Source organism: Mycobacterium pseudokansasii (assembly GCF_900566075.1).
Classification (GTDB): domain Bacteria; phylum Actinomycetota; class Actinomycetes; order Mycobacteriales; family Mycobacteriaceae; genus Mycobacterium; species Mycobacterium pseudokansasii.
In genome coordinates this window covers 5,350,663-5,376,076 of the sequence record NZ_UPHU01000001.1, presented here as the reverse complement: position 1 = coordinate 5,376,076, position 25,414 = coordinate 5,350,663, and the positions used below count along the sequence as shown (strand labels likewise).

Genomic DNA, 25,414 nt, shown 5'->3' with positions numbered 1-25,414 from the left:
TCCTTACTTCGGTGGCGCGAGGACTAGCTGAATTCCAGATATTCCTCTGCTGGATAATAGTTGTTGGAACGCCGATAAAGCTTCGGGTTCCGCTACATACCATTGTATCGGCATCCCGCCCGCTGCCGCCAGTTGCCGCACAGCCTGGTTAACCACCGCTTCGCCTCCTGTCGGGCTATTAACCCACCACTGCAGAAATGTTCCATCGTGGGTGAATTGTGCATAAAAGCTCTTCGCGTCGATGAGTGCACCGTTCGCATAGCTGTCGAATTTCACCCCGTCGACGATGTATCCTTCGGTGATGGGGTGTCCGGTGATCTGCATTTGGTATTGGGCGGCGCGGTCGGACATCGACTCGGTGACCGGTTGCCAGGTGCCTGGGCCATGTGGGATCGGTGTGGGTGAGTGTGGTGGTGGTTGCCATGGCTGTGCCCAGTCCGGGACCAGGCGTGTTCCCTGGGCGGGCACGGTCTCTGTCTTGCCTAGCTGCGCCTCCAAGGCGCCTTTCCGGGCATTGAGCGCGTCAGCTTCTCGGTTGTAGGTGGCGACCGCGCTGGCGTCATCGAGCGGGGGCCGCCACGAATTATGGTCGCGGATCTCCCCTTTCAGTTGGTCATAGGCCGCCCGCGCCTGTTCAGGTGTCATCCGCGCCGGATCGCCCGGCGGCTGCGGTTGTTGTGGGCTGTCTTTGAAGGTGTGGTTGTCGACGGCCTGGATGCGAGGCTTGGGGTCGTGAGGTGTTTCCGGGAAGGTGGTGGCCGCGATTCCGGCCGTCGCGGCGGTGATTTTGCCGGCTACGTCGTGTTCGACCCCGAGCAGTTGGGCGACGCGTTGGCGGATGTCGGCGGCGAATGCTTGGGCTTGGGCTTGACGAGCCGCCTGTTCGGCCGCGGAGCGGCTGGTTCGGGTATCGGTGACCGAGAAGTCTTCTGCGACAGCAAAACCCGCGTTATGGGCGTCCTCGATAGCAAAGAGGACCCGGCGTTGGGCGGCGCCGATGGTTCCGGCGCCGTCACGGGCGCGATCTTGCTCGCTTGGCGCAGTTGCTCGGCTTTGGCGCTCACCACCGCGAAATCGGCACCGGTTCGCTGCCGTAGCGCATCACCGCCAGCGCCTTCCCACACCAGGGTGTGGGATTGGTTGCGCATCCGCAAAAACACGTCTTCCCATTGATCGGCGGTCTTAGTCCAATAGCCGGCCGCCTCGATCAGATGCTCGGTGCTCCATGCCCGGACTTGGGAAAGGGTCGCCACCCCCTACACCAACCTCGGTCGCACGGCCGCCATCTCGGCCGCCGCCGACGCTTCGTTGCTGACACACCCTGCAGCACCGGCCTGCACCGCGCCAATCGTCGCCTGCGTCCGGGCCAACAACGCCGCAGCGGCAAGCTCAACTGCTGCGTAGGCACTGCCCACCGCCGCGGTGGTGGGCTGAAACGGCTGCCCCGGTGAAGGCGGTGCTAGGACGGCAAGTTCGGAGCTTCGCTGACCCCATTGACTGGCCACGGCATCTAACTGACCGACATCGATGCGCAGCTGACCCGGTTCCATCCTCGAGAAGTGTAGTGGCGGGGCGAAGAGCGCCTCATCGTAGATCGAGCGACACTGCGCCCCGCCGGTCGCCTTGCCGTCGTTGTCGTAGACAACTCAGCTTCGCATGCGGTGCAGCAGCGGCGGTGATGCCGCGGCTTTGTCACACGGGATGGTGTGAGCGTCGTATTGCATGGGTACGCCCGGAGGCGAACGGCCTGATCCCAGACGTGCAGTTGACCATGATTCAGCCAAGTATCAGTCGTGGGCGGTGGTACCGCGCTGAGCGTCGCTGCGCCGAGCATCGGTGTTGCTTGCTGGATCTCCAACACCGCGTGTTTCGATGCCGGATCGAGGGTCGGATTGCCCTCTGTCCGTCGGGCTCACAGAGGCTCCCGGTGCGAGAGGCGCTGCCGCCGAGCCAGCCGAGGCGGCGTCCAGGTCTTCAGATGATTCTGTCTGTTGAGTGGGCACCTCGTAGCCCATTGCCCTGCGCACCTGAAGGACATCACGAAGCGGCGGGTTAGCTGGGTCTTGCCCGAGCAGCACCAACGTTCCGGTGCCGAGGCGTTCAACTGTTGCGCCAGCTGGCAACAAGGCCATGTCGAACTTTACCGAATCGGAATCGCTGAGGAAATTAGCCCACCCCGCCGGGTGACCGACCAATTTCCCAAGTACATATCCGCGGCCATCCTCGGTTGGGCGATCCGGCTCTGTTTGCTTGGCGAGAAGTTCCTCATTAGACCAAAGCACCGAATCGGGGTCAAAAATATCCACGAAAATATGTAGAAGTTTATGCGCGATGCCCCGGGTGTAGAGGCTCGGGACCGCATCGGGTTCGGGCAGCTTGAGCACCACATGGTTTCCCAGTGCACTAGAACCGATATGGATATTCAAGTTAGCCGCCGCCTGGTTGTCCTCGGCGCCGTTCCACCAGTAGACCGAGTAGCCCATATCTTCCATGATTTGTCGGCCAACGTCGGTGCGGTGTCGTCCGTCCTGTAATCGCTGCACCAAGTCGGCGTGGTTGGTGGTGACCAAGGGTTTGGCGGTTGCCTCCCTTTTGGACCGGCCAAGATCGCACCAGCTCGACAGGGCTGGGTCGAGCGCAGCGAGCGCCGGCAACAGTTTCGCAACCCGGTCTGCGGCTTGGTCGACCGACTCGACACGGGCTCCCCATCCGACACTCACATTCGATTTCGTCATTTACCCATCCTTTGCTTAGGGTGGCGGTATAACCACGTAGTCAATAGCACCCTGTAAACCAGGAACATCGTTTAACATCTGTCTCACTACAGCGGCAGTTTCTGGTTCCGCGAATACCCATTCTATCGGAGTTCCGTGCGCAGCGCTTACTTGATTCAGTGCTTGGTTGACGAGACTCTGTTGTCCGGTGAAGAACGGCTTCCAGCGGCCGTTTTCGATGAACTGTGAGTAATAGCTTTTGACTTCAATTAGCGCTCCGTCTGTGAATCCGTCGAATTTCACCCCGTCGACGATGTATCCTTCGGTGATGGGGTGTCCGGTGATCTGCATTTGGTATTGGGCGGCGCGGTCGGACATCGACTCGGTGACCGGTTGCCAGGTGCCTGGGCCATGTGGGATCGGTGTGGGTGAGTGTGGTGGTGGTTGCCATGGCTGTGCCCAGTCCGGGACCAGGCGTGTTCCCTGGGCGGGCACGGTCTCTGTCTTGCCTAGCTGCGCCTCCAAGGCGCCTTTCCGGGCATTGAGCGCGTCAGCTTCTCGGTTGTAGGTGGCGACCGTGCCGGCGTCATCGAGCGGGGGCCGCCACGAATTATGGTCGCGGATCTCCCCTTTCAGTTGGTCATAGGCCGCCCGCGCCTGTTCAGGTGTCATCCGCGCCGGATCGCCCGGCGGCTGCGGTTGTTGTGGGCTGTCTTTGAAGGTGTGGTTGTCGACGGCCTGGATGCGAGGCTTGGGGTCGTGAGGTGTTTCCGGGAAGGTGGTGGCCGCGATTCCGGCCGTCGCGGCGGTGATTTTGCCGGCTACGTCGTGTTCGACCCCGAGCAGTTGGGCGACGCGTTGGCGGATGTCGGCGGCGAATGCTTGGGCTTGGGCTTGACGAGCCGCCTGTTCGGCCGCGGAGCGGCTGGTTCGGGTATCGGTGACCGAGAAGTCTTCTGCGACAACAAAACCCGCGTTATGGGCGTCCTCGATAGCAAATAGGACCCGGCGTTGGGCGGCGCCGATGGTTCCGGCGCCGTCACGGGCGCGATCTTGCTCGCTTGGCGCAGTTGCTCGGCTTTGGCGCTCACCACCGCGAAATCGGCACCGGTTCGCTGCCGTAGCGCATCACCGCCAGCGCCTTCCCACACCAGGGTGTGGGATTGGTTGCGCATCCGCAAAAACACGTCTTCCCACTGATCGGCGGTCTTAGTCCAATAGCCGGCCGCCTCGATCAGATGCTCGGTGCTCCATGCCCGGACTTGGGAAAGGGTCGCCACCCCCTACACCAACCTCGGTCGCACGGCCGCCATCTCGGCCGCCGCGGTCGCTTCGTTGCTGACACACCCTGCAGCACCGGCCTGCGCCGCGCCAATCGTCGCCTGCGTCCGGGCCAACAACGCCGCAGCGGCAAGCTCAACTGCTGCGTAGGCACTGCCCACCGCCGCGGTGGTGGGTTGAAACGGTCGCCCCGGTGAAGGCGGTGCTAGGACGGCAAGTTCGGAGCTTCGCTGACCCCATTGACTGGCCACGGCATCTAACTGACCGACATCGATGCGCAGCTGACCCGGTTTCATCCTCGAGAAGTGTAGTGGCGGGGCGAAGAGCGCCTCATCGTAGATCGAGCGACACTGCGCCCCCGCCGGTCGCCTTGCCGTCGTTGTCGTAGACAACTCAGCTTCGCATGCGGTGCAGCAGCGGCGGTGATGCCGCGGCTTTGTCCTGACTTTTATCACTTCGGCTGTCTCGATTTGTCCGTAGGGCTTTGACCTGCGGATTCGTTTGGCCGCTGGTGCGGATTTGTGCACTAAGACCGGGTCCGTAGGGTGCGGTGGTGGCCTACGTGCGCGCGGTGAAAACCAGCTCTGGGGCGACGGCGGTGCAGATCGTGTGGTCGTCGCGGCGGGGGTCGCGGTCGATCGAGCATTTGGGCTCGGCCCATGATGAGGCGGGGGTGGCGGCGCTCAAGGCCGTCGCGGCGCAGCGGCTGGCCGCCGGGCAGGCTGAGCTGGACCTCGGGATTGCCGGCCGGGCCGGGTCTTCGCCATTGCCGATCACTTCCTCGCGCGCGGCGCATCTGTGGGATGCGTTGTGCCATGCCTATGCGGTGCTCGGATTCGACCAGGTGGCCGATGAGGTATTTCGCGGTCTGGTGTGTGCGCGGATCATCGAACCGACCAGCAAGATCGACTCCGCCCGGGTTCTGGCCGAAACCGGGGTAGGCGCTCCGTCGTATCCCACTTTGAACCGCCGTCTACCCATCTATGCCAAAGATGCTTTCCGACAACAAATCTCGGAAGCCTGCTCAGCGCACACCGACCTGGGGCCGGCCACCTTGGTGTTGTATGACGTGACGACGCTGTATTTCGAAACCGACACCGCTGACGGATTCCGCGAGCCCGGATTCTCCAAGGAACGACGCCTAGAATCCCAAATCACCGTCGGATTGCTCACCGACGCCTCAGGGTTCCCGCTCACGGTGCAAGCCTTCGAAGGCAACAAAGCCGAGACCGCCACCATGCTGCCGGTGATCAACGCGTTCAAAAAGCCCACCAGCTCACCGATATCACCGTAATCGCTGATGCCGGGATGATCTCTGAGGCCAACCAAATCGATATCACCGCCGCCGGATTGACCTACATCCTGGGAGCGCGGCTGCCCTACCTGCCCGATGTCGTGCGCGAGTGGCACGACAAACACCGCGACCAGGCCGTCCCCGATGAGCTGATCCTGACCCAGCCCTGGCCGGCCACCAGCCGGGAGAAAACCCGCGGGATCCCTGACCGGGTGATCCACTACCAGTACCGCACCGACCGGGCGCGGCGCACGCTACACGGCATCGATGACCAGATCGCCAAAGCCCAAAAAGCCGTCGACGGGAAAGCCCCGGTCAAACGCAACCGGTTCATCACCTTGACCGGGGAAACCAAGGCCATCGACCGTGACCTGGAGGCCAAGGCCCGCGCCCTGGCCGGCTGGAAGGGCTACACCACCAACCTCACCGACCAGACCCCGAAGTTCATCATCGACGCCTACCACCACTTGTGGCGCATCGAGAAGAGCTTCCGAATGTCCAAACACGACCTGCAGGCCCGCCCGATCTATCACCACAAGCGCGAATCGATCGACGCCCACCTGACCATCGTGTTCGCCGCGATGGCCCTCACGCACTGGATCGAGCACCGGTTGGAGCATCAAGAAATTCGTGCGGACCGCACGACGCTACCGCACCATCACCATCCAAGCCGGACAACACAGCATCACCGCCGCCGACCCCATCCCCGATGACCTCGCCCAAAGCACTAACCGAGATCCACGCCAGCGGTGCGCACTAATTTGATAAAAGTCGGGTAGACAACTCAGCTTCGCATGCGGTGCAGCAGCGGCGGTGATGCCGCGGCTTTGTCACACGGGATGGTGTGAGCGTCGTATTGCATGGGTACGCCCGGAGGCGAACGGCCTGATCCCAGACGTGCAGTTGACCATGATTCAGCCAAGTATCAGTCGTGGGCGGTGGTACCGCGCTGAGCGTCGCTGCGCCGAGCATCGGTGTTGCTTGCTGGATCTCCAACACCGCGTGTTTCGATGCCGGATCGAGGGTCGGATTGCCCTCTGTCCGTCGGGCTCACAGAGGCTCCCGGTGCGAGAGGCGCTGCCGCCGGGCCAGCCGAGGCGGCGTCCAGGTCTTCAGATGATTCTGTCTGTTGGGTGGGCACCTCGTAGCCCATTGCCCTGCGCACCTGAAGGACATCACGAAGCGGCGGGTTAGCTGGGTCTTGCCCGAGCAGCACCAACGTTCCGGTGCCGAGGCGTTCAACTGTTGCGCCAGCTGGCAACAAGGCCATGTCGAACTTTACCGAATCGGAATCGCTGAGGAAATTAGCCCACCCCGCCGGGTGACCGACCAATTTCCCAAGTACATATCCGCGGCCATCCTTCGTAGGCCGATTTGGCTCTTTTTGTTTATTGCGAAGATCGTTGTTCGTCCAAACACCCCACTCGGGTCCGAAGACATCCAAAAGCGTCTGGATAATTTGGTGCGCGGTCTCCGGTCTGTACAAGCGTGGCGCCGATTCTTGATCGGGAAGATCGAGCATAGCATTATTTAGCCCGATAGCTGATGTCCCGGCGATACGGATCGACAATTTAGCAGCTGGCCGGCTGTCGTCGGAGCCCCCATTCCACCAGTGTGCCGCGTACCCGTACGCTTCGATGACTTCGTTGTTGTCGGGGCGGCGATTGCGCCCTGCAAGCAGTCGCTCTACCAAGTCGGCGTGATCGTTGGTTACCAACGGCTGGGCTAGTGCTTCGCGCTTTGACGGACCCCCGTCACGCCAGCCTGACAGCACTGGATCGAGTGCGGCCAGCGTCGTCACGAGCCGCGCAATCCGATAAGCGGATTCATCCACCGATTCGGCACGGGGTCCCCAATACACCCCCACATCCGCTCCAGGCATGCGACCCTCTCTACTTCGGCGGAACCACTATGACGTTAATGGCATACCCGTTTCTTGTCAGAAGATCTTCCACGAGCGCCGCGGTTTCTGGCTGAGCGAATACCCATTCTATCGGTGTTGTCCCTGCGACCCGTATTTGATTATACGCCTGATTGAGTATTCCTTGCTCGCCGTTAAACCAGGGCCTCCAGTGGCCGTTCTCGGTAAACTGATCATAATAGCTTTTGACTTCAATTAGCGCTCCGTCTGTGAATCCGTCGAATTTCACCCCGTCGACGATGTATCCTTCGGTGACGGGGTGTCCGGTGATCTGCATTTGGTATTGGGCGGCGCGGTCGGACATCGACTCGGTGACCGGTTGCCAGGTGCCTGGGCCATGTGGGATCGGTGTGGGTGAGTGGGCTGGTGGTTGCCATGGCTGTGCCCAGTCCGGGACCAGGCGTGTTCCTTGGGCGGGCACGGTCTCTGTCTTGCCTAGCTGCGCCTCCAAGGCGCCTTTCCGGGCATTGAGCGCATCTGCTTCTCGGTTGTAGGTGGCGACCGCGCTGGCGTCATCGAGCGGGGGCCGCCACGAATTATGGTCGCGGATCTCCCCTTTCAGTTGGTCATAGGCCGCCCGCGCCTGTTCAGGTGTCATCCGCGCCGGATCGCCCGGCGGCTGCGGTTGTTGTGGGCTGTCTTTGAAGGTGTGGTTGTCGACGGCCTGGATGCGAGGCTTGGGGTCGTGGGGTGTTTCCGGGAAGGTGGTGGCCGCGATTCCGGCCGTCGCGGCGGTGATTTTGCCGGCTACGTCGTGTTCGACCCCGAGCAGTTGGGCGACGCGTTGGCGGATGTCGGCGGCGAATGCGTGGGCTTGGGCTTGACGAGCCACCTGTTCGGCCGCGGAGCGGCTGGTTCGGGTATCGGTGACCGAGAAGTCTTCTGCGACAGCAAAACCCGCGTTATGGGCGTCCTCGATAGCAAAGAGGACCCGGCGTTGGGCGGCGCCGATGGTTCCGGCGCCGTCACGGGCGATCTTGCTCGCTTGGCGCAGTTGCTCGGCTTTGGCGCTCACCACCGCGAAATCGGCACCGGTTCGCTGCCGTAGCGCATCACCGCCAGCGCCTTCCCACACCAGGGTGTGGGATTGGTTGCGCATCCGCAAAAACACGTCTTCCCACTGATCGGCGGTCCTAGTCCAATAGCCGGCCGCCTCGATCAGATGCTCGGTGCTCCATGCCCGGACTTGGGAAAGGGTCGCCACCCCCTACACCAACCTCGGTCGCACGGCCGCCATCTCGGCCGCCGCGGTCGCTTCGTTGCTGACACACCCTGCAGCACCGGCCTGCGCCGCGCCAATCGTCGCCTGCGTCCGGGCCAACAACGCCGCAGCGGCAAGCTCAACTGCTGCGTAGGCACCGCCCACCGCCGCGGTGGTGGGCTGAAACGGCTGCCCCGGTGAAGGCGGTGCTAAGACGGCAAGTTCGGAGCTTCGCTGACCCATTGACTGGCCACGGCTTCAAGCTGACCGACATCGATCCGCAACCGATCCTGCTCCATCCCCGGGAAGTGTAGCGGCGGGGCGAAGAGCAACGCATCGGAGGCCGAATGACACCGCGCCCTCGTCGATTGCCTGGCCATCCGTGCGCTTTGCCGGTGTCATCGCAAAACGCGACAAAGTACTGGCCACCAACGCCTTACGGAACAGCCGAATGCGCCTTCCCGCCTTCCGGTCAGCAATGGCGTCGCGCCGGACAGAACTTGCGTGGAACTGGGCCGATAATCCGAGCTGCCCGCGAATTCGACCAGGGCACGGGCCGTTTCGGGTAGGGTTGCATCCACCCGCCAGTGGAAGGCCCGGCAAATGACTGAACAGCCGCCTATGCCGCCGCTCTCCGGATACCCACCGCCGGCACGCGCGGGATATCCACCGGTCCCAGGTCAACCGATGCATGACTTGCCGATGGCGGCCTACGCCTGGTGGATCCGGCGAGTTGGCGCCTATCTCATCGACTACATGCTGGGGTTCGTTATCGGCGTGACGCTCGGGATCGTCGGCGGCGTGACCGCCACCTTGGTCGGTGGCGGCTCACGTTTCCAGGCCATCGTGGCATTGATCGTCACTGTGGCGGTGCTGGTGTACTGGGTCTGGAATTGGGCTACCGCCAAGGGATTACCGGCTCGACCGTCGGCAAGTCGGTGCTGAAGTTCACGGTGCTCAGCGAACGCACCGGGGCGCCCATTGGCGTCGGATCGTCGATCGCGCGCTACTTCGCCCACCTTCTGGACGCGATCACCTTCGGCATCGGCTACCTGCTGCCGTTGTTCACGGCCAAGCGCCAGACGATCGCCGACATGGTCATGAACACGGCTTGCGTGCTCGACGAACCCCCACAGGTGCTGCGCAGCCACACTGCCCGACCGAGACTGCGGATGGCGCTTGGCGCCGCGGTGCTGGTGATCGCGGCCGCGCTCACCGCGCTGGCATGTTTGAACGCCACCAGCCACTGGATCTGCACGGACGGCGGCCGGTATCGGCACTGCGGAAACCAAGTGTCGGTGGGCTCGATCTCATATCCCGCCTGGAAAATCTTCGATCCATATGTTCAGGCGGCGCTGGTAACGCCGTTGTGGACCGCAGGGATTCTGATCGTGCTGCGGTACTACCGGGCGACGTATGCGCTTGTCCCGGTTGCGGGCATCGTCGCAATGATGGTCTTCGCGCAAGGTCGCTATGACTGGGGCTGGCAGCACAATTGGTTCGCGTTCCTGGCATGCGTTGCCGCGACGACGGCAGTCTGTGTCCTCATCGCACGAGGCATCACCCGTTCGGTTGCGGCACGCCGAAGCTGAGAACCGATGGTCACGCGAAAAGTGTTCGGAGGCGGGTGATCACGCCGTCGGCGGGTATGCGCTCGTCACCTCGAGCAGCCGCATCACCGGCGGGGGATCCAACTGCAGCGCGTCGGACATATGCAATTGGCCGGCCGAGGCCACCATGTTGTCCAGGATCGCCTGCAGGTCATCGCCTTCGATCTCGTAAAGGGCCACATATGGTCCCGCACCGTTCACCGGCCTCAGGCGCCGCGCCGCGACGAATCCGTCGAGCGCCACCAGTTCGGGTATGTGAACCTCGTCGTACCAGGTGTTGTATTCCAGTTCGCGATCGGGCGCGCTGGGGCGAGTCTCGACATAGATGATTCCCTTGGCCATGGCGCCTTCCTGGTGACTACTCGTAATACACCGTGATCGAGTCGGTGTCGGGTACTCCTTGGCAGGTCAAAATGTAGCCTTCGGCCACTTCGTCTTCTTCGAGCGCGTCGTTGACTCGCATGGTCGCGCTGCCCTCGATGAGCCTGGCCATGCACGTTCCACAGTTGCCGGCCTCGCAATTGAAGGGTGGGTCCAGGCCCGCCCGGCGCGCGCTTTCCAGAAGGGTCTCGCCCGGGACCAGGGGTACCGACACTTTCCTGCGGTCGAGCTGGATCGTCACCATGCCTGGCTCCGTCATCACCGCCCACTGAGGCTACCTACACTTGCGTTCTTCACTATAGAGAATAGTATTCTCCTAACGCGATAGTATCTTCTCAAGACTGTCAGGGCTCCCCGGGGAAGGACGAGACGTGACCGAGCCGGCCGCGCTCGTGATCGAGGATCGGCGCGTCAGCCGGCACGCGCTCGATGCGCTTTCCGACGGTCTGGGTGCAACCCTGCACCACCGCGGTGTCATCGCCGGCGAGCGGGTCGCGGTCATGGCCTCCAACCGGCCGGAGTTCGTCGCCGCGTTGCAGGCGATCTGGCGCCTGGGGGCGGCGGCGGTGCTGATCAGCCCCGCCTGGAAACGCGACGAGGTCGACCACGCCCTGGGACTGACCGACCCGGCCCACGCCGTCGGCGACCACCCCGTCCTGGCCGACCTGATGCCGATGCTGGACCTGGACGACCCGATCGCGCCCGCAGCGCCGATCACGGGTTCTCCTCGGCCCGGAGACGATGCGGTGCTGGTGTTCAGCTCGGGCACCACGGGCCTGCCAAAAGCCGTGCGCCACACCCACGCATCGCTGGACGCCGCCGTTCGCCAGTGGCGCGACGCGCTGCGGCTCACCGAGCGCGACCGTATTCAGGTCGCCACGCCGCCGTCGCACATCCTCGGCCTGCTCAACATCCTGACCGCGCTGCGCGTCGGCACGAGTGTGCGGCTGCATCCGCGCTTCGACGTCGACCGGATATTGCGGCACATCGAAAACGACCGCATCACAATCGAAATGGCGGTCGCGCCGATCGCACAGGCCCTTGCGTCGCACCCGCGGCTCGAGTCCTACGATCTGTCGTCGCTGCGGTTCATCATGTGGGGCGCCACGCCGGTCACCGTTAGCATCGCCGAAACCGTGACCCGGCGCACCGGCGTCAGATGGGTGCCCGCCTATGGCACCACCGAATTGCCGGTGATTGCCTGCAATCCGCCCGAGCAGTCCCGGCTGGACTCGGTGGGGCGACCGGTGGCCGGTGTAGACGTGCGGATCGTGTCGCTGGACACCGGCGAACCGGTCGGCCCAGGGGACGTCGGTGAAATTCAGGCCCGGTCGGCGTCGCTGATGGCCGGCTACCTGCCGGCCGCGGCTAACGCCGAGGTGTGGCGCGACGGCTGGTATCGGACCGGAGATGTCGGCTGGCTTGACGGCAACGGCTGGCTGCGAATTACCGACCGGCTCAAAGAGATGATCAAGGTGCGCGGATTCCAGGTTGCGCCGGCCGAAGTCGAGACCGTGCTGCACAGCCATCCGGCGGTCAAGGACTGCGCGGTGTTCGGTGTTCCCGACGGCGTCAACGGCGAAGCGGTGGTCGCCGCCGTCGCCACGCACGCACCCGGCAACACCGGGGTGGCTGCCGAGCTCACCGCACGGGTGGCGGCCCAGTTGGCCCCCTACAAACGGCTGAGCCGAGTCGTTTTCGTGCCCGAAATTCCCCGCCTGCCCTCGGGCAAGGTGTTGCGCCGAGTGCTCAAGGAGCTTCATGGATGTCCGTCTGACAACTGAACAACGACAATTGCGTGACGCCGCAGCGAAATTCGCCGACGACTTGGGGCCTGGTTCCGTTTCGGAGCTGGCCGACGAGAGCCGAATTGCCCGGCTGGACCGCCACATTGTCACGACGGGCTGGCGATCGCTGCGCTCCGATGGCGCTTCGGGCATCGAAGTGTCCATTGTCGCAGAGGAATTCGGGCGCCGACTGGTCGATGCCCCGTTGCTCGGGCCGGTGCTGGCCGACGACCTGGCCCGCCACCTCCACACCGGGCGGGGTGATGCGACCATCGCCGTCGACAACCTGGCCTTCGATGCCCGCGGCTATCGGCGGGCCCTGCTGCTATCGGGCACCACAGTACTTGCGGCTGAACTGGATACGGACTACGGCGGTGCGGACCTGACCCGAGTGACGACGGGCATTGCCGAACCGCCGCTGCCCGTCGGCGAGGTATCCGCCGACACCGCCGGACGATGGCGGGCGCTCGCGCTGGTAGCCACCGCGGCGGATCTGGTCGGTAACGCCCGCGGCGCGCACGCGCTGGCCTGTGACTACGCGAAAATCCGTGAACAGTACGGAAAGACGATCGGGTCGTATCAGGCCGTCGCGCACCTGTTGGCGGAAGGCCTGGCGCTGATCGAAGGTTCGATCAGCATATTGCGGCATGCCGCGTGGGCGGTGGACGAACTCGAACCGGCCGCAGCCGTACGCGCGGCCCGCGCCGCCAAGGTGTACTGCGCGCGTGCCTCCCGAACGGTCTGTGAGACCGCGGTGCAGGTGCACGGCGGCATCGGCAATACCTGGGATTGTCTGGCGCACGTGTATCTGCGCCGTGCCTTGACGTCGACCGAGCTGTGGCCGGTGTGCCTGAAGGAGGTCGGTCGTGGACTTTCGTGATTCGCCGCAGGAGGCCGCCTTCCGGGAGCGGCTGCGTGCCTGGCTTGCTTTGCACGCCAAGGAGTTCCGTGCTGCCGGCGACGAATACTGGGCCCGTCAGGCCGACTGGCATCGGGCGCTGTATCGAGCGGGATTCTTCGGGTTGTCCTGGCCGCGCGAATACGGCGGCCAGGAGCTGGCGCCGGTCTACGAGGTCATCGTCGACGAAGAATTGGCGCGCGCCGGCGCACCGCCGCGCCCCAGCGTGGGCTATCTGGTCTTCGGGATCGGCCGCCACGGCAACGACGCACTGCGGCAACGCTTCCTGCCCGGCATCATCGACGGCAGCCAGCGCTGGTGTCAGGGATTCAGCGAGCCGGGTGCGGGCTCGGATCTGGCGTCGCTGACCACCACCGCCACCCGCGAGACCGACCACTACGTGGTGCACGGGCACAAAATCTGGACCAGCTACTCCGACGTCGCCGACTGGTGTCTGCTGCTGGCCCGCACCGACCCGGGGGCCAAACGGCACCGTGGCCTGTCAGCGTTCGTCGTCGAAATGAAACAGCCTGGCGTGCAACAGCGTCCGCTGCGCATGATGAACGGCGTCAGCAATGAATTCGGTCAGGTGTTCTTCGACGGCGCGACCGTCCCGGCAGATCGCATGGTGGGCGGCCTCGGTGACGGCTGGGCGGTCGCCATGACCGTGGTGGGCCACGAGCGCGAACCGGCCACGCTGGGCTATGCGGCCCGCTACGGCAAACTGGTGCGTGAGTTGTTGGCGCGCAGTACGGATCCGCCATCCGAGGAGCTCTCCTGGGCGGCGGTTCAGGCGGAGATGCTGACCCACCATGTGCGCCGCCGGCTGTCCGAACAGCTCGACGGAGTGTCCCACGGACCCGAAGGATCGCTGGACAAGCTGCTGATGACGTGGGTGGAGCAATCCGTCGGACACGCCGCATTGGCCGTCGGCGGAACCCGCGACCCGGACCTGCTCAGCGCCTACCTGTACAGCCGCGCGCAGAGCGTGATGGGCGGCACCTCGCAGATACAGAAGAACATCATCGCTTCGCGAATCCTGGGATTAGGGGTCTGAAATGTACGGCATGCCAGCAGAAATCGACGTTCGTGCCGACGGGGCGCTGCGCATCATCACCCTGAACCGCCCGGACGCCCTCAACGCCGTCAACGACAATCTGCATGTGGGGCTGGCGCAGCTGTGGCCGCGATTGAGTGACGACCGCACTGCCCGGGCTGCGGTGCTGACCGGCAGCGGCCGGGCGTTCTCGGCGGGCGGTGACTTCGCGTATCTGGCCGAAATGGCCCACGACGCCGATCTGCGCGCCAAGACCATCGCGCACGGGCGTGACATCGTGCTGGGTATGGCACGCTGCCGAGTGCCGGTGGTGGCAGCGGTCAACGGCCCGGCCGTCGGGCTGGGCTGCAGCCTGGTCGCACTGAGCGACATCGTCTACATCGCCGAAGACGCCTACCTGGCCGACCCGCATGTGCAGGTGGGACTGGTGGCCGCCGACGGTGGTCCGCTGACCTGGCCGTTACACATCAGCCTGATGCTGGCCAAGGAATATGCGTTGACAGGTACCCGAATTCGCGCTCAGCGAGCCGTCGAACTCGGGCTGGCCAACCACGTGGTCGCCGACCCGTTAGCCGAGGCGGTGGCCTGCGCCCAGCGCATCATGGAGTTGCCCCAGCAGGCCGTCGAGAGCACCAAGCGGGTGCTCAACATCCATCTCGAACGAGCCGTCCTGGCCAGTTTGGACTATGCCCTTTCGGCCGAACACCAATCCTTCACCACCGAGGACTTCCGCTCGATCATCACCAACCTGACCGCAGGCAAGAACTGACGAGCGCGGCGACATTTCGGGCCGGTTTCGGCCGCAGCACTACGCTCGCACGGGGCCGCCACGGTCATGTTGCCGCAAGAAGTCCCGCATCACCGCGTCGAACCGGTCCGGTTCCTCGATGAAGGGCAGGTGTGCGCTGCGCTCGAAGAACTCGAACCGCGAACCGGCAATACGGCGGTGCATGTCGCGCATGTGTTCCGGCGAACATTCGTCATACCTGCCGGCAAGCAGCAGTGTGGGCAGGGTGATCTCAGCCAACCGATCGACGACGTCCCAGCTGCGAATGGTCCCGACGATGTGAAAGACGCTGGGGCCGAACATCGTTTCGAAGATCTCCGCACCCGTGTTCTGGAATGCTTGGTAGAGCTCGCCGGGCCAGGGCCGGGTGCGACACAGAAATGTCTCGTTCCAGGTGGTGATCGCGGCCTGGTATTCGGCCGAATGTGTGGTGCCGGCGGCTTCATGGTGGTCAATGGCGGCTTGGGTGGCCGGGTCCAACCTTGACTTCAGTCCGATCACGTGGTCGGCGAACTGCGGTATGGACGCAGTGCTGTTCGAGATGATCAGGCTGACGGCACCGGATGGGACGTCAAGGACGTACTGCTGGGCGAGCATCCCGCCCCACGAGTTGCCGAAGATGTGAAAGGCATTGAGGCCCAGCGCGTTTGCTACGGCATCCATTTCGGCCACCGAGCGTTGCATCGTCCAAAGATCCGGATTCGACGGGCAGTCGGAGTTCCCGCAGCCGAGCTGATCCCAGAAGATGACTTCGCGCTCGGTTGCCAGACGTTCCAGCGAGGTCAAGTAGTAGTGCGGCAGACCCGGGCCGCCGTGCACCACAAGCAGCGGAAGGCCGGGTCCGCCGCCGACCCGCTTGAACCATACGTTTCCGCCCGGGACCGCGATTGTCGCCTCTGGTCGAGTCATGGCGCCAGCCAACCACCCACTCCGACGAAGGCTGTGCTGCACCGGTCCGCCGCCAGCTGGCGTGGGCCGAGGGCACTGGTTGCCCCGCCGTGGGTTCGACTTGGCAGCCTGCGACCGATCCCGACGACCGCGATCCAACAGGGTCACGCCATAGCTGACCATTTTGGCCAATCACCACACTATGCAGGGAATCACGTATGTGATGGCGGTCCAATGTGTCAATACCACGGCGCGTTGCGCCGGACCGCCGGGATAGCGGAGCAGCTCAATACGGTGGCATAGTGCGGGTACGATCTCACCAAGCCAAGCTAGCCAGAGGCCCAAAGACCCTAGCCTCGGGCTTTCACACTGAGTGATCTTGATTGCGTGTGTTGAACGAAGAAAGGTGCTCTGAGCTGGGATAATTTGGCTTGCTGAAGGACCAGATCATCGCAAGAATCGGAGCACCAATCTGGTGGGCAAGTCTAGGTCGTGTTACCCGTCGTTGGCGTTGGATGGTCGTGCAACCGGTGTCGTGTCGCATGCTGGTGCGGTTGTGCTGCTGCGTGCCGCCGAGCGGGTGAGGCTGACCGGGGCGTTGTCGGGCGCGTTGGCGCCGTGGCGTAAACCGCTGGCCAGCCACGACCCCGGCAAGATCGTGCTCGATGTGGCTATCGCGCTGGCGCTCGGTGGGGACTGCCTGGCTGATGTCGGCCTGCTGCGCGCCGAACCCGGGGTGTTCGGTACGGTCGCATCCGATCCCACCGTGTCGAGGTTGATCACTTCGTTGGCCGCAGATGCCCCGAAAGCGTTGGCGGCCATCGGCTCTGCGCGGGCCGCCGCACGTGCCGCGGCGTGGGCGGCTGCTGGACAGGCCTCGCCGGGTCATGGGATCGATGCCGATCACCCGTTGATCATCGATTTGGATGCGACCCTGGTCACCGCGCACTCGGAGAAGGAGAAAGCCGCACCAACATTCAAGCGTGGCTTTGGGTTTCACCCGTTGTGTGCGTTCGTCGATCACGGCAGTGCGGGAACGGGGGAGTCGCTGGCGATCTTGCTGCGGGCCGGCAATGCCGGCTCTAACACCGCCGCCGACCACAAAACGGTCCTCGCGTGCGCGCTGGAGCAATTGCCCTTTCAGGTCGGCTATCGGGTCGGCAAGAAAGTTCTGGTGCGCACCGACGCCGCCGGGGCCACCCACGAATTCCTCAACTACCTGAGCGCGCGCCGGCTGTCCTACTCGCTGGGATTTGCCCTCACCGAGACGATGGCCACCGGCATCGACGCGATTCCCCAGACGGCGTGGACCCCGGCCTACGACGCTGATGGGCAGGTCCGTGACGGGGCGTGGGTCACCGAGGCAACCGGGGTCGTTGACCTGTCGGACTGGCCCGCGGGGATGCGGCTGATCGTGCGCAAAGAACGCCCTCATCCGGGCGCCCAGCTACGTTTCACCGACCGCGACGGGTTACGGCTGACCGCGTTCGTCACCAACACCACCCGTGGGCAGCTGCCCGATCTCGAACTGCGCCATCGCCGCCGCGCCCGCTGCGAAGACCGCATCCGGGTCGCCAAAGACACCGGCCTGGCCAACCTCCCCCTGCACGGATTCGACCAAAACCGGATCTGGTGCGCATTGGTGCAGCTGGCCATGGAGCTGACCGCCTGGTGCCAAATGCTGGCCTTCGAGGAGCACCCGGCGCGGCGCTGGGAACCCAAACGACTACGGCTGCGGCTGTTTTCGATCGCCGGCCGCCTGGCCCGCCACGCCCGCCGAACCCGGCTGCGCCTCGCCGCGCACGCACCCTGGGCCGACGTGTTGACCACCGCGTTGGCCCGCCTGCAACCCGGCTGACCAACTACCCAACCGTCCCCACGACCCCAAGAAAGGACCACCCGGGCCCAAGGAACCCCGCAGAAGCCGCTGACCCGGGCCCACCACCGCACCCCCCAACCGAAAATCAAGATCCAAAACCACAATCCGACCCGATCAGGCCACCACGTCAACCCCACGAAACATCCGGGCTAGTGACCGATTTTGCCAGGCGGAAAGTCGATTCGACTGTAAAAGTCGAGTCCGAGAGAAAGACCCGGGAACGGGAGTTTGCTCGTTGAGCAACGGTATGGGGATGGACCTGTGAAGACCTGCACCAAGATTGTTCTTGCGGTGTTTGTAGCCCTACCATCATTTCTCTCGGTGTCATCGGTGATGCCCCCGCTGGCACGGGCCGAGGGCACCGCGTGCGAAAAGCCGTGGTTTCGACTTAGCAACGTGCGATCAGTACTTCCTCGAGGACCTGAGGAGTCGCGGCATCCCGTTTACGGACCCGGGGGCCGCAATCAGGATCGGTCATGGCACCGCTGACTACCTGACTCAGCATCCCACGATGAAGGGGATCACAGCCATAGCCAACAGGCTCATCAAGGACAATTCGAATGTGAATTTCACCGTCTAAAATGCGGTCAACTTCATCAAAGTCACCGGACCGCGGTTGTCTTCGCCAGCTGAGTCAGGTCCCGCAGCCATTACCGGTGTGCTTTTCCGAGTCATTTCCGGGTACTCGTTTGGTCCGCGCGGTCGACAATCATTAGCCGAAGGTCGCGGCGACGAGGCCTACGCCCAGGTTGCGGCCGCCCGCCTCCTTGCAACTCGCACTCTCACAATGAGAGAATAGTGTTCTCGCCAACCTTGTGGATGGAGAAGACCTGTGCCAGAAGCCGTCATCGTGTCCGCCCTGCGTACGCCCATCGGCACTGCTCGCAAAGGAACCCTGCGCGACACCAGCGCATTCGATCTGGCCCATCACGTGGTCAGCGAAGCCGCAGCCGGTCTCGACGCGGCACTGATCGACGACGTGATCCTGGGCGAGGGGCTCTACGGCGGCGGCGTGATCGCTCGCCACGCAGCCATCACCGCCGGCCTGAGCCACGTGCCCGGCCTGGCGAACAATCGGCACTGTGCGGCGGGGCAGGCGGCCGTGCAGAGCGCCGCGGCCGGTGTGCGCGCGGGAATGGATCAGCTTGTCATCGCCGGCGGCGTGAACTCGGCGTCCACCTCACCGCGGTCTCGGATGCAGGTCGACGGCGAATGGGTCGACTGGTTCCCGCCGACCCACCCCGACCGGCCCGACGCGCCCAACCTGGACATGTCCATCACCGTGGGGTGGAACGCCGCCGTCAAAGCGGGCATCAGCCGCGAGGAGATGGACGCGTGGGCGCTTCGGTCACACCGCAATGCGATCGCCGCGATCGACGAAGGCCGGTTCAAGGAAGAGATTGTGCCCATCGAGACGCCGCACGGGGTGTTCGCGGTCGACGAACATCCACGCCGCGACACGACCATGGAGAAGCTGGCTGCGCTCAAGCCGTTGCATCCCGAGATAGCGGGCTTCTCGATCACCGCGGGTAATGCCTGCGGCGCCAACGACGGTGCCGCCGTGCTGACCATCGCCAGCGACCGGCTGAGTGACCGGCTGGGACTTCCGGCGCTGGCCCGCATCGTGTCCTGGGCATCCGTCGGTGTGGACCCGGCGGCCACCGGCTTGGCGCCGGTCGAGGTGATCCCGAAAGCCCTTGCCCGCGCTGGACTTTCGATCTCCGACGTCGATCTGTTCGAAATCAACGAAGCGTTCGCGTCGATGTGTGTGGCCACCGTGAAAATGCTCGACCTCGACCCGAACCGGGTCAACGTCAGCGGCAGCGGGTGCTCGCTGGGCCATCCCGTGGCGGCAACCGGTGCCAGGATGCTGACGACGCTGGTGCACGAACTACGCCGCCGCGGCGGTGGTATCGGCGTCGCGGCGATGTGCGCCGGCGGCGGCATGGGTTCGGCGACGGTCATCGAGGTTGCGGCGCCGTAACGAGCCGTAACGAGCAGTAACGCCCATGGACATCGCCGATCTGATTGCCCGGGCGCGCAACGGATCTCCCCGCGCGACAGGTCGGCTCCTGAGCCTCGTCGAGGGCGATCGGCGCGACGAGGTACTGGCCGCCATCGACCCTGCGCCGGCATCGGAGATCCGCGTCGTCGGCATCACCGGGCCGCCGGGCGCCGGAAAATCGACGACGATCGCGGCCCTGGTCGGCGCTTACCGGAAGCGCGGCTGCCGGGTGGGGGTACTGGCCGTGGACCCGTCGTCGCCGTTCAGTGGGGGTGCCCTGCTCGGCGATCGGATCCGGATGACCGCACACATCGACGACTCCGACGTACTGATCCGCTCGGTGGCCAGCCGGGGCCACCTCGGCGGTCTGGCCGCGGCCGTTCCCGCCGCCATCCGGCTGCTGCAAGCCATCTGTTACGACGTCGTCCTGGCCGAAACCGTCGGGGTGGGCCAGTCGGAGATCGAGATCGCCGCCGTCGCCGACCCGACCGTCGTCATCCTCAACCCCGGCACGGGTGATGCCGTGCAGGCCGCCAAAGCGGGTCTGCTCGAGGTCGCCGACATCGTGGTGGTCAACAAGGCCGACCGAGGTGGCGCCGAGCAGACCGTGCGGGATCTGCGGGCTGAAACCGAGGCTCCCATTGTCAAACTTGCGGCCGCGCACGGTGACGGCGTTGCGGACCTGGTGGCCGCGATCGATGCACATCACCGCAGCGACAGCCGGGGCCGCCGGCTGGCCCGCACCCGCGCGCTGATCCTGTCATTGGCACACACCCGGCTGCGGGCCCGTGCGGACCTCGATCGGCTTGCCGAGTCGGTGATCGATGGCCGCGACAGTGCGTATGCGGCCGCCGAGCGGTTGTTGTCCCCGCACACGCGACAGGAGTGAAACCCCGAACGAAAGCGCGGCCCATCGCGGCGGGCGTAGGACACCAACTCCGTCGATCGGTGGACAGCATGATTCCGCCAGCAAAGTGCCCGCTCGCCCGACAGACATCGGAGGGGAGCCCCGGCATTGTTGTGTCATGTCTTTCGTGACCAGTCAACCCGAGGCGCTGATCTCGGCAGCGGGGAACCTGCAGTCGATCGGTAGCGCCATGAACGCGAGTAATGCGGCCGCGATAGCCCCGATCACCGGCGTCGTACCGGCCGCCGCAGACGAGGTGTCGGCATTGACCGCGGCGCACTTCGCTGCCCACGGCACTCTCTATCAAGCGGTCAGCGCACAGGCCGCAGCGATTCACGAACTCTTTGTGACCACCCTCGGAGCCAGCGGTGGTTCCTATGCGGCGACCGAGGCGGCCAACGCGATCGCAGCCCGCTAAGGACGGATTCCGCAGCGATGGTGTACGGGGCGCTGCCGCCCGAGATCAATTCCGGACGCATGTACGCCGGGCCGGGGGCAGGATCGATGCTGGCCGCCGCCGGCGCGTGGGATGGCCTGGCCGTCGAGTTGACCTCCGCCGCCATCGCCGTCGAGTCGGTGGTCATCGGACTGATCAGCGGGCCCTGGCTCGGCGCCACCGTGACCATGATGGCCGCTGCCACCACACCGTATGTGTCGTGGCTGAAAGCCACCGCGGCTCAAGCCGAGCAGGCCGCCGGCCAAGCCAAAGAGGCGGCCGCGGCTTACGAGTGCGCCCACGCGATGACGGTTCATCCGGCTCTGGTGGCAGCCAACCGTGCGCAACTGGCGGTCCTGGTCGCCACCAACCTGCTCGGCCAAAACTCCCCGGCAATCGCGGCCACCGAGTCCCAGTACGGCGAGATGTGGGCTCAGGACGCGGCCGCGATGTACGGCTACGTCGCCGCGTCGTCCGCTGCAACCAGCCTGACCCTGTTCACCCCGCCACCGCCGACGGCCAACCCGGCGGGGCTGGTCAGCCAGGCCGCGGCGGTTGGCCAGGCCGGCGGCAACTCGGCGGCCACCAACGTCGCCACGGCGCTGTCCGAGCTGATGTCGGTGCTGCCTGCCGGTGGCACGTCGACACTCCCGGAATGGATGCAAGACCTGCAGACGGTGATGAGCATTTTCGGTACACCGTTCTTCGTGTGCACTTCTTCCGCCGGGCTGATGATGTCGGCGATGTCGGCCTTCAAGGGCCTGTTCCCGGCGGCGGCTGCGGTCGGCAGCCAGATCGCGGCAGCGGAATCTGCTGGCGCGGGAGCCCTGGGTTCGGCGGGCATGGCGGGCCTGACCGGCGCGGTGTCGGCCGGGCTGGGCGAAGCGGCGACGGTCGGCGGCTTGTCGGTGCCGGCGGCGTGGGCCGCCTCCGCCCCCACCCTGAGTCATGCCGCGGTCGCGGCGTTGCCGGGCGCCCTCTCCAACGGCGCTTCCTCGCTCGGCTCCGGCGCGGCCCCCGGGCTGCTGGGCGGGTTACCGCTGGCTAGCGCATCCGAACGGGCAGCCGCGGTCGGCAACGCCGCGCAGGACGGTATCGAGCCGCTTCGGGTGCTGCCGCAGCTGATCGGATAGCGACGCGGATCCCGCCGAGCCTCGGGGGTCCGGGCGGCCCGGACCTAGCCATCGGTCCATCCGGCGATGTCCGCCGATCAGTGGACGGAGGTCGCGCCGGTATTAGGGCCGATCGGCGGAGTTGTCGCGACGTGATCATCCCTACCGTTCAACTGTGACGACGACCGCGGCCATCGCAGGCAGCGAAACGGTGCCGACTTCGGGCTCGGACGTCGATCTGCCTACTGCCTTTCAGCGGTTGCGAACGGTCGCCGCCATTCATCCGGGCCGGTATGGCAGCAGGCAACGGGCCCGGGCGGGGGCCACGCACTCCGGCGCAGCCGAAGTACCTGGCGCCCGTGGCGGCCTCGGCTTGCGTCGCCGGATGTCTCGTTCGAACACGTCGTCCCACCCGTCCTGCCGGCATGGGCTGCCGGCCGTCATCTGGCTGCTGCTGGGCGGCAACCTGGTGGTGCGCGCGGCGGGGTTCGCCTATCCGTTCATGGCGTTTCACGTGGCCGGGCGAGGGCACTCCGCCGGCGCTGTCGGCGCGGTCCTGGCCGCCTTCGGGGTCGGCTGGGCAGTGGGTCAACTGGCATGTGGCTGGCTGGTCGACCGCACCGGCCCGCGCGTGACGCTGGCATCCACCATGCTGGTGGCGGCCACGGTGCTGGTGCTGATGGCCCAGGCCCGCAGCGTGCCGGCATTGTTGATCGGCGCTCTGGTCACCGGTGTGGTCTACGACGCGCCGCGCCCGGTGCTGGGCGCCGCGATCGCCGAGCTGGTTCCCGATCCCGCGCGGCGGGCGAAGATCGACGCGTGGCGCTTCGGCTGGATCGTCAGCATCGGTCGCGCGATCACCGGTGGTGTGGGCGGTCTGCTCGCCGGCTGGTCGGGCGTGCCCGTGCTGTTCTGGATCAACGCCGTTGCGTGCGCGATGCTGGCGCTGCTGGCGGCCTGCTGCATCCCGGCCAGGGAGCATCGCCGGTCCCCGGCGGCCTCCGAGCCGGTTGCTCAGACGGCTGACATCGGTTACCGCGGAGCATTTTCGGATGCTCGGCTGGTCCTGCTGCTCGGGTCCAGCCTCGCTACACTGACGGCGGTCCGTGGTCTTTATGCCGCGGTACCCATGCTGATGGCCGACAGCGGTTTGGGCGCAGGCGAATTCGGCTGGGCGCAACTGGCCAATGCCGTTGCCGGCATTGGCCTGACGCCGGTGATGACACCGTGGCTGGGCCGAAACGCGGCAGCCCGCTTTCGTCCGAGGCTCGACATTCTGGCCGTCGCCGGCGTGTGGACGGCGGTGAGCATGTCGGGCGCCGCGCTCGCACACACCACCCTCGGATTCACCGTCGCCACGGCGGTCTGCACTCCGGGCGAGATCGCCTGGTTCGTGATCGCCGCCGGCATCGTGCATCGGATCGCTCCGCCCGCCCATGGCGGCCGTTACCACGGCATCTGGTCCATGATGCTGGCGATCGCCTCAGTGGTAGCCCCAATCATCGCCTCCTACAGCCTGATTCATGGCGGTCATCGTCTGGTGGCGATCGTCACCGTGACGGTCGGGCTGACCGGCGCCGCGCTGTGTCTACCGCTGGCCCGCGCGCTGCGCCGGCCCACTTCAGTGCCGGCCCTGAGGCACCCTGAGGCGGGGCCACGTCGCCACACACGCCACGTCACCGGGGTCGAGCAGCCGGGTCACCAAGCCACGCCTAGGTGACGTCATGGGTGCACGCGTTCATCACGGCTCGACCCGTACGGTGTCCCCTGGTCGGAGGAACGGGCGTTCATCAAGCGATGGGCCGGATCGGCGGTACCCGGCGCGGACCCGCGTCGCTACCTTGAGGCCCGTGCCGCAGGAACAGCCCTCGCAGCTATCGCAGGTGAGGATGTGGTGAACAGCCACCCGGACGCCGCCGTTGCCGTGGTCTCGTCATCCGCGGCGCAGCCGGCGCGCGATCGCTATCCGGCGGTGATGTGGTTACTGCTGGGCGGAAATTTATTGGTGCGCTCGGCGGGCTTCGCCTATCCGTTCCTGGCCTACCACGTGGCCGGACGCGGTCACCAAGCAGGAGCTGTGGGCGCGGTCCTGGCCGCCTACGGCGCGGGCTGGGCGGCGGGACAGCTGCTGTGTGGCTGGCTGGTAGACCGCTACGGAGCCCGGTCGACGCTGGTGTCCACAATGGCGGTGGCGGCCGCGGTGCTGATGCTGATTGCCGCGGCGCACAGCGTTCCGGTGTTGTTGGTGGCGGCCATGATCGCCGGATTGGCCGGCGACGCACCGCGTCTGGTGTTCGGCGCCGCGATTACCGCGTTGATTTCGGATCCCCGGCAGCGGGCCAGACTCGACAGCTGGCGCTACGGGTGGGTTCTCAATATCGGCGCGGCGATCGCGGGCGGGGTCGGCGGTCTGCTCGCGGAATGGATGGGCACCTCGCTGCTGTACCGGATCAACGGGATCGCGTGTGCCACGTTCGCGGTGGTGGCAGCCCGCTGCATACCGGCCGGCCGGTACCAGGCGGCGACGCCAGTGACCGCCCTTGCCCGAGGTGATTACCGGCAAGTCTTCGCCGACAAGCGGCTGGTTCTGTTGGCCGCATCGGGTTTGGCGACTCTCACGGTCCTGATGGGGATCTTCGCCGTCGTACCGATGCTGATGAATGCGTCCGGTCTGGGTGCCGGCGCCTACGGCTGGGTGCAGGTGGTCAACGGTGCGGCGGTGGCGGCCCTAACCCCTTTGATGACACCGTGGTTGAGTAAGCGGCTGGCGGTCGGCCCCAGGCCCGACATGCTGGCCGTCTCGGGAGTGTGGGTGACTCTGTGCATGGGCGCGGCCGGGATCGCCCACACCACGGCCGGTTTCAGTGCTGCCGTGGCGGCGTGCTCGCCGGGTGAGATCGTCTGGTTTGTGGGTAGCGCCGGCATCGTCCACCGGATCACTCCACCCGCCAGCAGTGGCCGCTACCAAGGGGTTTGGTCGATGACGACGGCGGCCGCGGCGGTGGCGGCGCCAATTCTGGCTTCCTGCAGTCTCGCACACGGCGGGCGACTACTGATGGTCGGCAACACCGTGACCGCCGGCCTGCTCGGCACTGCACTGTGCGCACCCCTGGCACGTGCTTTGGCCGGGAACGACATCGGCGGGGCGCTGCGCAACCCGGGCCGCAGATGCTACTGAACAGCCCGCTGGTGAAGCCGGTCCCGAGGTACCGGCCGGCTGCGTATCCGGCGGTGAAACGGCGCCGTGAGTACGGTG

21 protein-coding genes and 10 pseudogenes are annotated in these 25,414 nt (G+C 65.4%); 14 read left to right on the top strand and 17 right to left on the bottom strand.

Going from position 1 to position 25,414, the window contains the following annotated elements:
- Nucleotides 1-3: 3 nt before the first annotated feature.
- The 9 genes and pseudogenes from EET10_RS31230 to EET10_RS30305 all read right to left on the bottom strand — a co-directional run bounded on the left by EET10_RS31230 (nucleotide 4) and on the right by EET10_RS30305 (nucleotide 4,291).
- Nucleotides 4-645 carry a Tox-REase-5 domain-containing protein gene (locus EET10_RS31230; RefSeq protein ID WP_246013751.1) on the bottom strand — a complete coding sequence of 214 codons (642 nt, stop codon included), beginning with the start codon at nucleotides 643-645 and terminating at the stop codon, nucleotides 4-6.
- A 164-nt stretch (nucleotides 646-809) separates the two neighbouring features.
- A pseudogene (locus EET10_RS32485) lies at nucleotides 810-1,064 on the bottom strand (hypothetical protein); the annotation flags it as partial.
- Nucleotides 1,065-1,100: 36 nt separating this feature from the next.
- Nucleotides 1,101-1,253, bottom strand: a pseudogene (locus tag EET10_RS32480) (hypothetical protein); the annotation flags it as partial.
- A gap of 3 nt (nucleotides 1,254-1,256) precedes the next feature.
- Nucleotides 1,257-1,550 carry a hypothetical protein gene (locus tag EET10_RS24165; RefSeq protein ID WP_122502560.1) on the bottom strand — a complete coding sequence of 98 codons (294 nt, stop codon included), beginning with the start codon at nucleotides 1,548-1,550 and terminating at the stop codon, nucleotides 1,257-1,259.
- 237 nt (nucleotides 1,551-1,787) lie between these two features.
- On the bottom strand, nucleotides 1,788-2,735 hold the full coding sequence (locus EET10_RS24160; protein WP_136624759.1) for an Imm52 family immunity protein: 948 nt from the start codon (nucleotides 2,733-2,735) through the stop codon (nucleotides 1,788-1,790).
- A gap of 15 nt (nucleotides 2,736-2,750) precedes the next feature.
- The gene (locus EET10_RS31225; RefSeq protein WP_246013750.1) at nucleotides 2,751-3,386 is read right to left on the bottom strand and encodes a Tox-REase-5 domain-containing protein; all 636 of its coding nucleotides are present in this window, start codon (nucleotides 3,384-3,386) and stop codon (nucleotides 2,751-2,753) included.
- 164 nt (nucleotides 3,387-3,550) lie between these two features.
- Nucleotides 3,551-3,805, bottom strand: a pseudogene (locus tag EET10_RS32475) (hypothetical protein); the annotation flags it as partial.
- Between the two features lie 36 nt (nucleotides 3,806-3,841).
- Nucleotides 3,842-3,994, bottom strand: a pseudogene (locus tag EET10_RS32470) (hypothetical protein); the annotation flags it as partial.
- A 3-nt stretch (nucleotides 3,995-3,997) separates the two neighbouring features.
- A complete protein-coding gene (locus EET10_RS30305; RefSeq protein ID WP_122502559.1) occupies nucleotides 3,998-4,291 on the bottom strand; it encodes a hypothetical protein in 294 nt (97 codons plus the stop codon).
- Nucleotides 4,292-4,548: 257 nt separating this feature from the next.
- Here EET10_RS30305 and EET10_RS24140 point away from each other — a divergent pair.
- A pseudogene (locus EET10_RS24140) lies at nucleotides 4,549-6,054 on the top strand (IS1634 family transposase).
- A 160-nt stretch (nucleotides 6,055-6,214) separates the two neighbouring features.
- On the opposite strand, the gene EET10_RS29315 reads toward EET10_RS24140, so the two are convergent.
- The 5 genes and pseudogenes from EET10_RS29315 to EET10_RS31220 all read right to left on the bottom strand — a co-directional run bounded on the left by EET10_RS29315 (nucleotide 6,215) and on the right by EET10_RS31220 (nucleotide 8,710).
- Nucleotides 6,215-7,171 (bottom strand): Imm52 family immunity protein, encoded by a 957-nt coding sequence (locus tag EET10_RS29315; RefSeq protein WP_167480216.1) that lies wholly within the window; start codon nucleotides 7,169-7,171, stop codon nucleotides 6,215-6,217.
- Between the two features lie 10 nt (nucleotides 7,172-7,181).
- On the bottom strand, nucleotides 7,182-7,487 hold the full coding sequence (locus EET10_RS32465) for a Tox-REase-5 domain-containing protein (protein ID WP_425461714.1): 306 nt from the start codon (nucleotides 7,485-7,487) through the stop codon (nucleotides 7,182-7,184).
- Nucleotides 7,488-7,972: 485 nt separating this feature from the next.
- Nucleotides 7,973-8,204, bottom strand: a pseudogene (locus tag EET10_RS32460) (hypothetical protein); the annotation flags it as partial.
- A 57-nt stretch (nucleotides 8,205-8,261) separates the two neighbouring features.
- A pseudogene (locus tag EET10_RS32455) lies at nucleotides 8,262-8,414 on the bottom strand (hypothetical protein); the annotation flags it as partial.
- A gap of 3 nt (nucleotides 8,415-8,417) precedes the next feature.
- Nucleotides 8,418-8,710, bottom strand: a pseudogene (locus EET10_RS31220) (hypothetical protein).
- A gap of 304 nt (nucleotides 8,711-9,014) precedes the next feature.
- On the opposite strand from EET10_RS31220, the pseudogene EET10_RS32450 reads away from it, so the two are divergent.
- Nucleotides 9,015-9,535, top strand: a pseudogene (locus tag EET10_RS32450) (RDD family protein); the annotation flags it as partial.
- Between the two features lie 507 nt (nucleotides 9,536-10,042).
- Here the strand turns inward: EET10_RS32450 and EET10_RS24115 are convergent.
- Entirely contained in the window at nucleotides 10,043-10,363 is a 321-nt protein-coding gene (locus EET10_RS24115) for a DUF4286 family protein (RefSeq protein ID WP_036405039.1), read from the bottom strand.
- A gap of 16 nt (nucleotides 10,364-10,379) precedes the next feature.
- Nucleotides 10,380-10,661, bottom strand: a complete 282-nt coding sequence (locus EET10_RS24110) for a 2Fe-2S iron-sulfur cluster-binding protein (protein WP_036405040.1) — start codon at nucleotides 10,659-10,661, stop codon at nucleotides 10,380-10,382.
- Nucleotides 10,662-10,773: 112 nt separating this feature from the next.
- On the opposite strand from EET10_RS24110, the gene EET10_RS24105 reads away from it, so the two are divergent.
- Genes EET10_RS24105 through EET10_RS24090 form a run of 4 tightly spaced genes read left to right on the top strand, consistent with a single transcriptional unit; the run spans nucleotide 10,774 to nucleotide 14,913 of the window.
- Nucleotides 10,774-12,186 carry a class I adenylate-forming enzyme family protein gene (locus EET10_RS24105; RefSeq protein WP_036405041.1) on the top strand — a complete coding sequence of 471 codons (1,413 nt, stop codon included), beginning with the start codon at nucleotides 10,774-10,776 and terminating at the stop codon, nucleotides 12,184-12,186.
- Nucleotides 12,164-13,069 carry an acyl-CoA dehydrogenase family protein gene (locus EET10_RS24100; protein WP_036405042.1) on the top strand — a complete coding sequence of 302 codons (906 nt, stop codon included), beginning with the start codon at nucleotides 12,164-12,166 and terminating at the stop codon, nucleotides 13,067-13,069. Before EET10_RS24105 ends, EET10_RS24100 begins: the two co-directional genes overlap by 23 nt.
- Nucleotides 13,056-14,144: an acyl-CoA dehydrogenase family protein gene (locus EET10_RS24095; RefSeq protein ID WP_036405043.1), complete on the top strand. Its 1,089-nt coding sequence runs from the start codon at nucleotides 13,056-13,058 to the stop codon at nucleotides 14,142-14,144. Before EET10_RS24100 ends, EET10_RS24095 begins: the two co-directional genes overlap by 14 nt.
- A gap of 1 nt (nucleotide 14,145) precedes the next feature.
- Entirely contained in the window at nucleotides 14,146-14,913 is a 768-nt protein-coding gene (locus EET10_RS24090; protein WP_122502557.1) for an enoyl-CoA hydratase/isomerase family protein, read from the top strand.
- A 39-nt stretch (nucleotides 14,914-14,952) separates the two neighbouring features.
- Here EET10_RS24090 and EET10_RS24085 read toward each other — a convergent pair whose 3' ends face one another.
- The gene (locus EET10_RS24085) at nucleotides 14,953-15,840 is read right to left on the bottom strand and encodes a proline iminopeptidase-family hydrolase (protein ID WP_036405045.1); all 888 of its coding nucleotides are present in this window, start codon (nucleotides 15,838-15,840) and stop codon (nucleotides 14,953-14,955) included.
- Between the two features lie 454 nt (nucleotides 15,841-16,294).
- Between EET10_RS24085 and EET10_RS24080 the strand changes: the two genes are divergently transcribed.
- The 8 genes and pseudogenes from EET10_RS24080 to EET10_RS24050 all read left to right on the top strand — a co-directional run bounded on the left by EET10_RS24080 (nucleotide 16,295) and on the right by EET10_RS24050 (nucleotide 25,336).
- A complete protein-coding gene (locus tag EET10_RS24080; RefSeq protein ID WP_036400547.1) occupies nucleotides 16,295-17,677 on the top strand; it encodes an IS1380 family transposase in 1,383 nt (460 codons plus the stop codon).
- A gap of 433 nt (nucleotides 17,678-18,110) precedes the next feature.
- A pseudogene (locus EET10_RS32445) lies at nucleotides 18,111-18,278 on the top strand (DUF732 domain-containing protein); the annotation flags it as partial.
- A 252-nt stretch (nucleotides 18,279-18,530) separates the two neighbouring features.
- On the top strand, nucleotides 18,531-19,682 hold the full coding sequence (locus EET10_RS24075) for a thiolase family protein (RefSeq protein ID WP_122502556.1): 1,152 nt from the start codon (nucleotides 18,531-18,533) through the stop codon (nucleotides 19,680-19,682).
- Nucleotides 19,683-19,707: 25 nt separating this feature from the next.
- Nucleotides 19,708-20,592 (top strand): methylmalonyl Co-A mutase-associated GTPase MeaB, encoded by an 885-nt coding sequence (gene meaB, locus EET10_RS24070; protein ID WP_036405047.1) that lies wholly within the window; start codon nucleotides 19,708-19,710, stop codon nucleotides 20,590-20,592.
- 136 nt (nucleotides 20,593-20,728) lie between these two features.
- The gene (locus EET10_RS24065; protein WP_036405048.1) at nucleotides 20,729-21,028 is read left to right on the top strand and encodes a PE family protein; all 300 of its coding nucleotides are present in this window, start codon (nucleotides 20,729-20,731) and stop codon (nucleotides 21,026-21,028) included.
- A gap of 17 nt (nucleotides 21,029-21,045) precedes the next feature.
- Complete coding sequence (locus EET10_RS24060; RefSeq protein WP_063466646.1) at nucleotides 21,046-22,179, top strand: PPE family protein; 1,134 nt, start codon at nucleotides 21,046-21,048, stop codon at nucleotides 22,177-22,179.
- Nucleotides 22,180-22,543: 364 nt separating this feature from the next.
- Nucleotides 22,544-23,878, top strand: a complete 1,335-nt coding sequence (locus EET10_RS24055) for an MFS transporter (RefSeq protein WP_081260393.1) — start codon at nucleotides 22,544-22,546, stop codon at nucleotides 23,876-23,878.
- A 255-nt stretch (nucleotides 23,879-24,133) separates the two neighbouring features.
- Nucleotides 24,134-25,336: an MFS transporter gene (locus tag EET10_RS24050; RefSeq protein WP_099188537.1), complete on the top strand. Its 1,203-nt coding sequence runs from the start codon at nucleotides 24,134-24,136 to the stop codon at nucleotides 25,334-25,336.
- Nucleotides 25,337-25,414 lie beyond the last annotated feature (78 nt).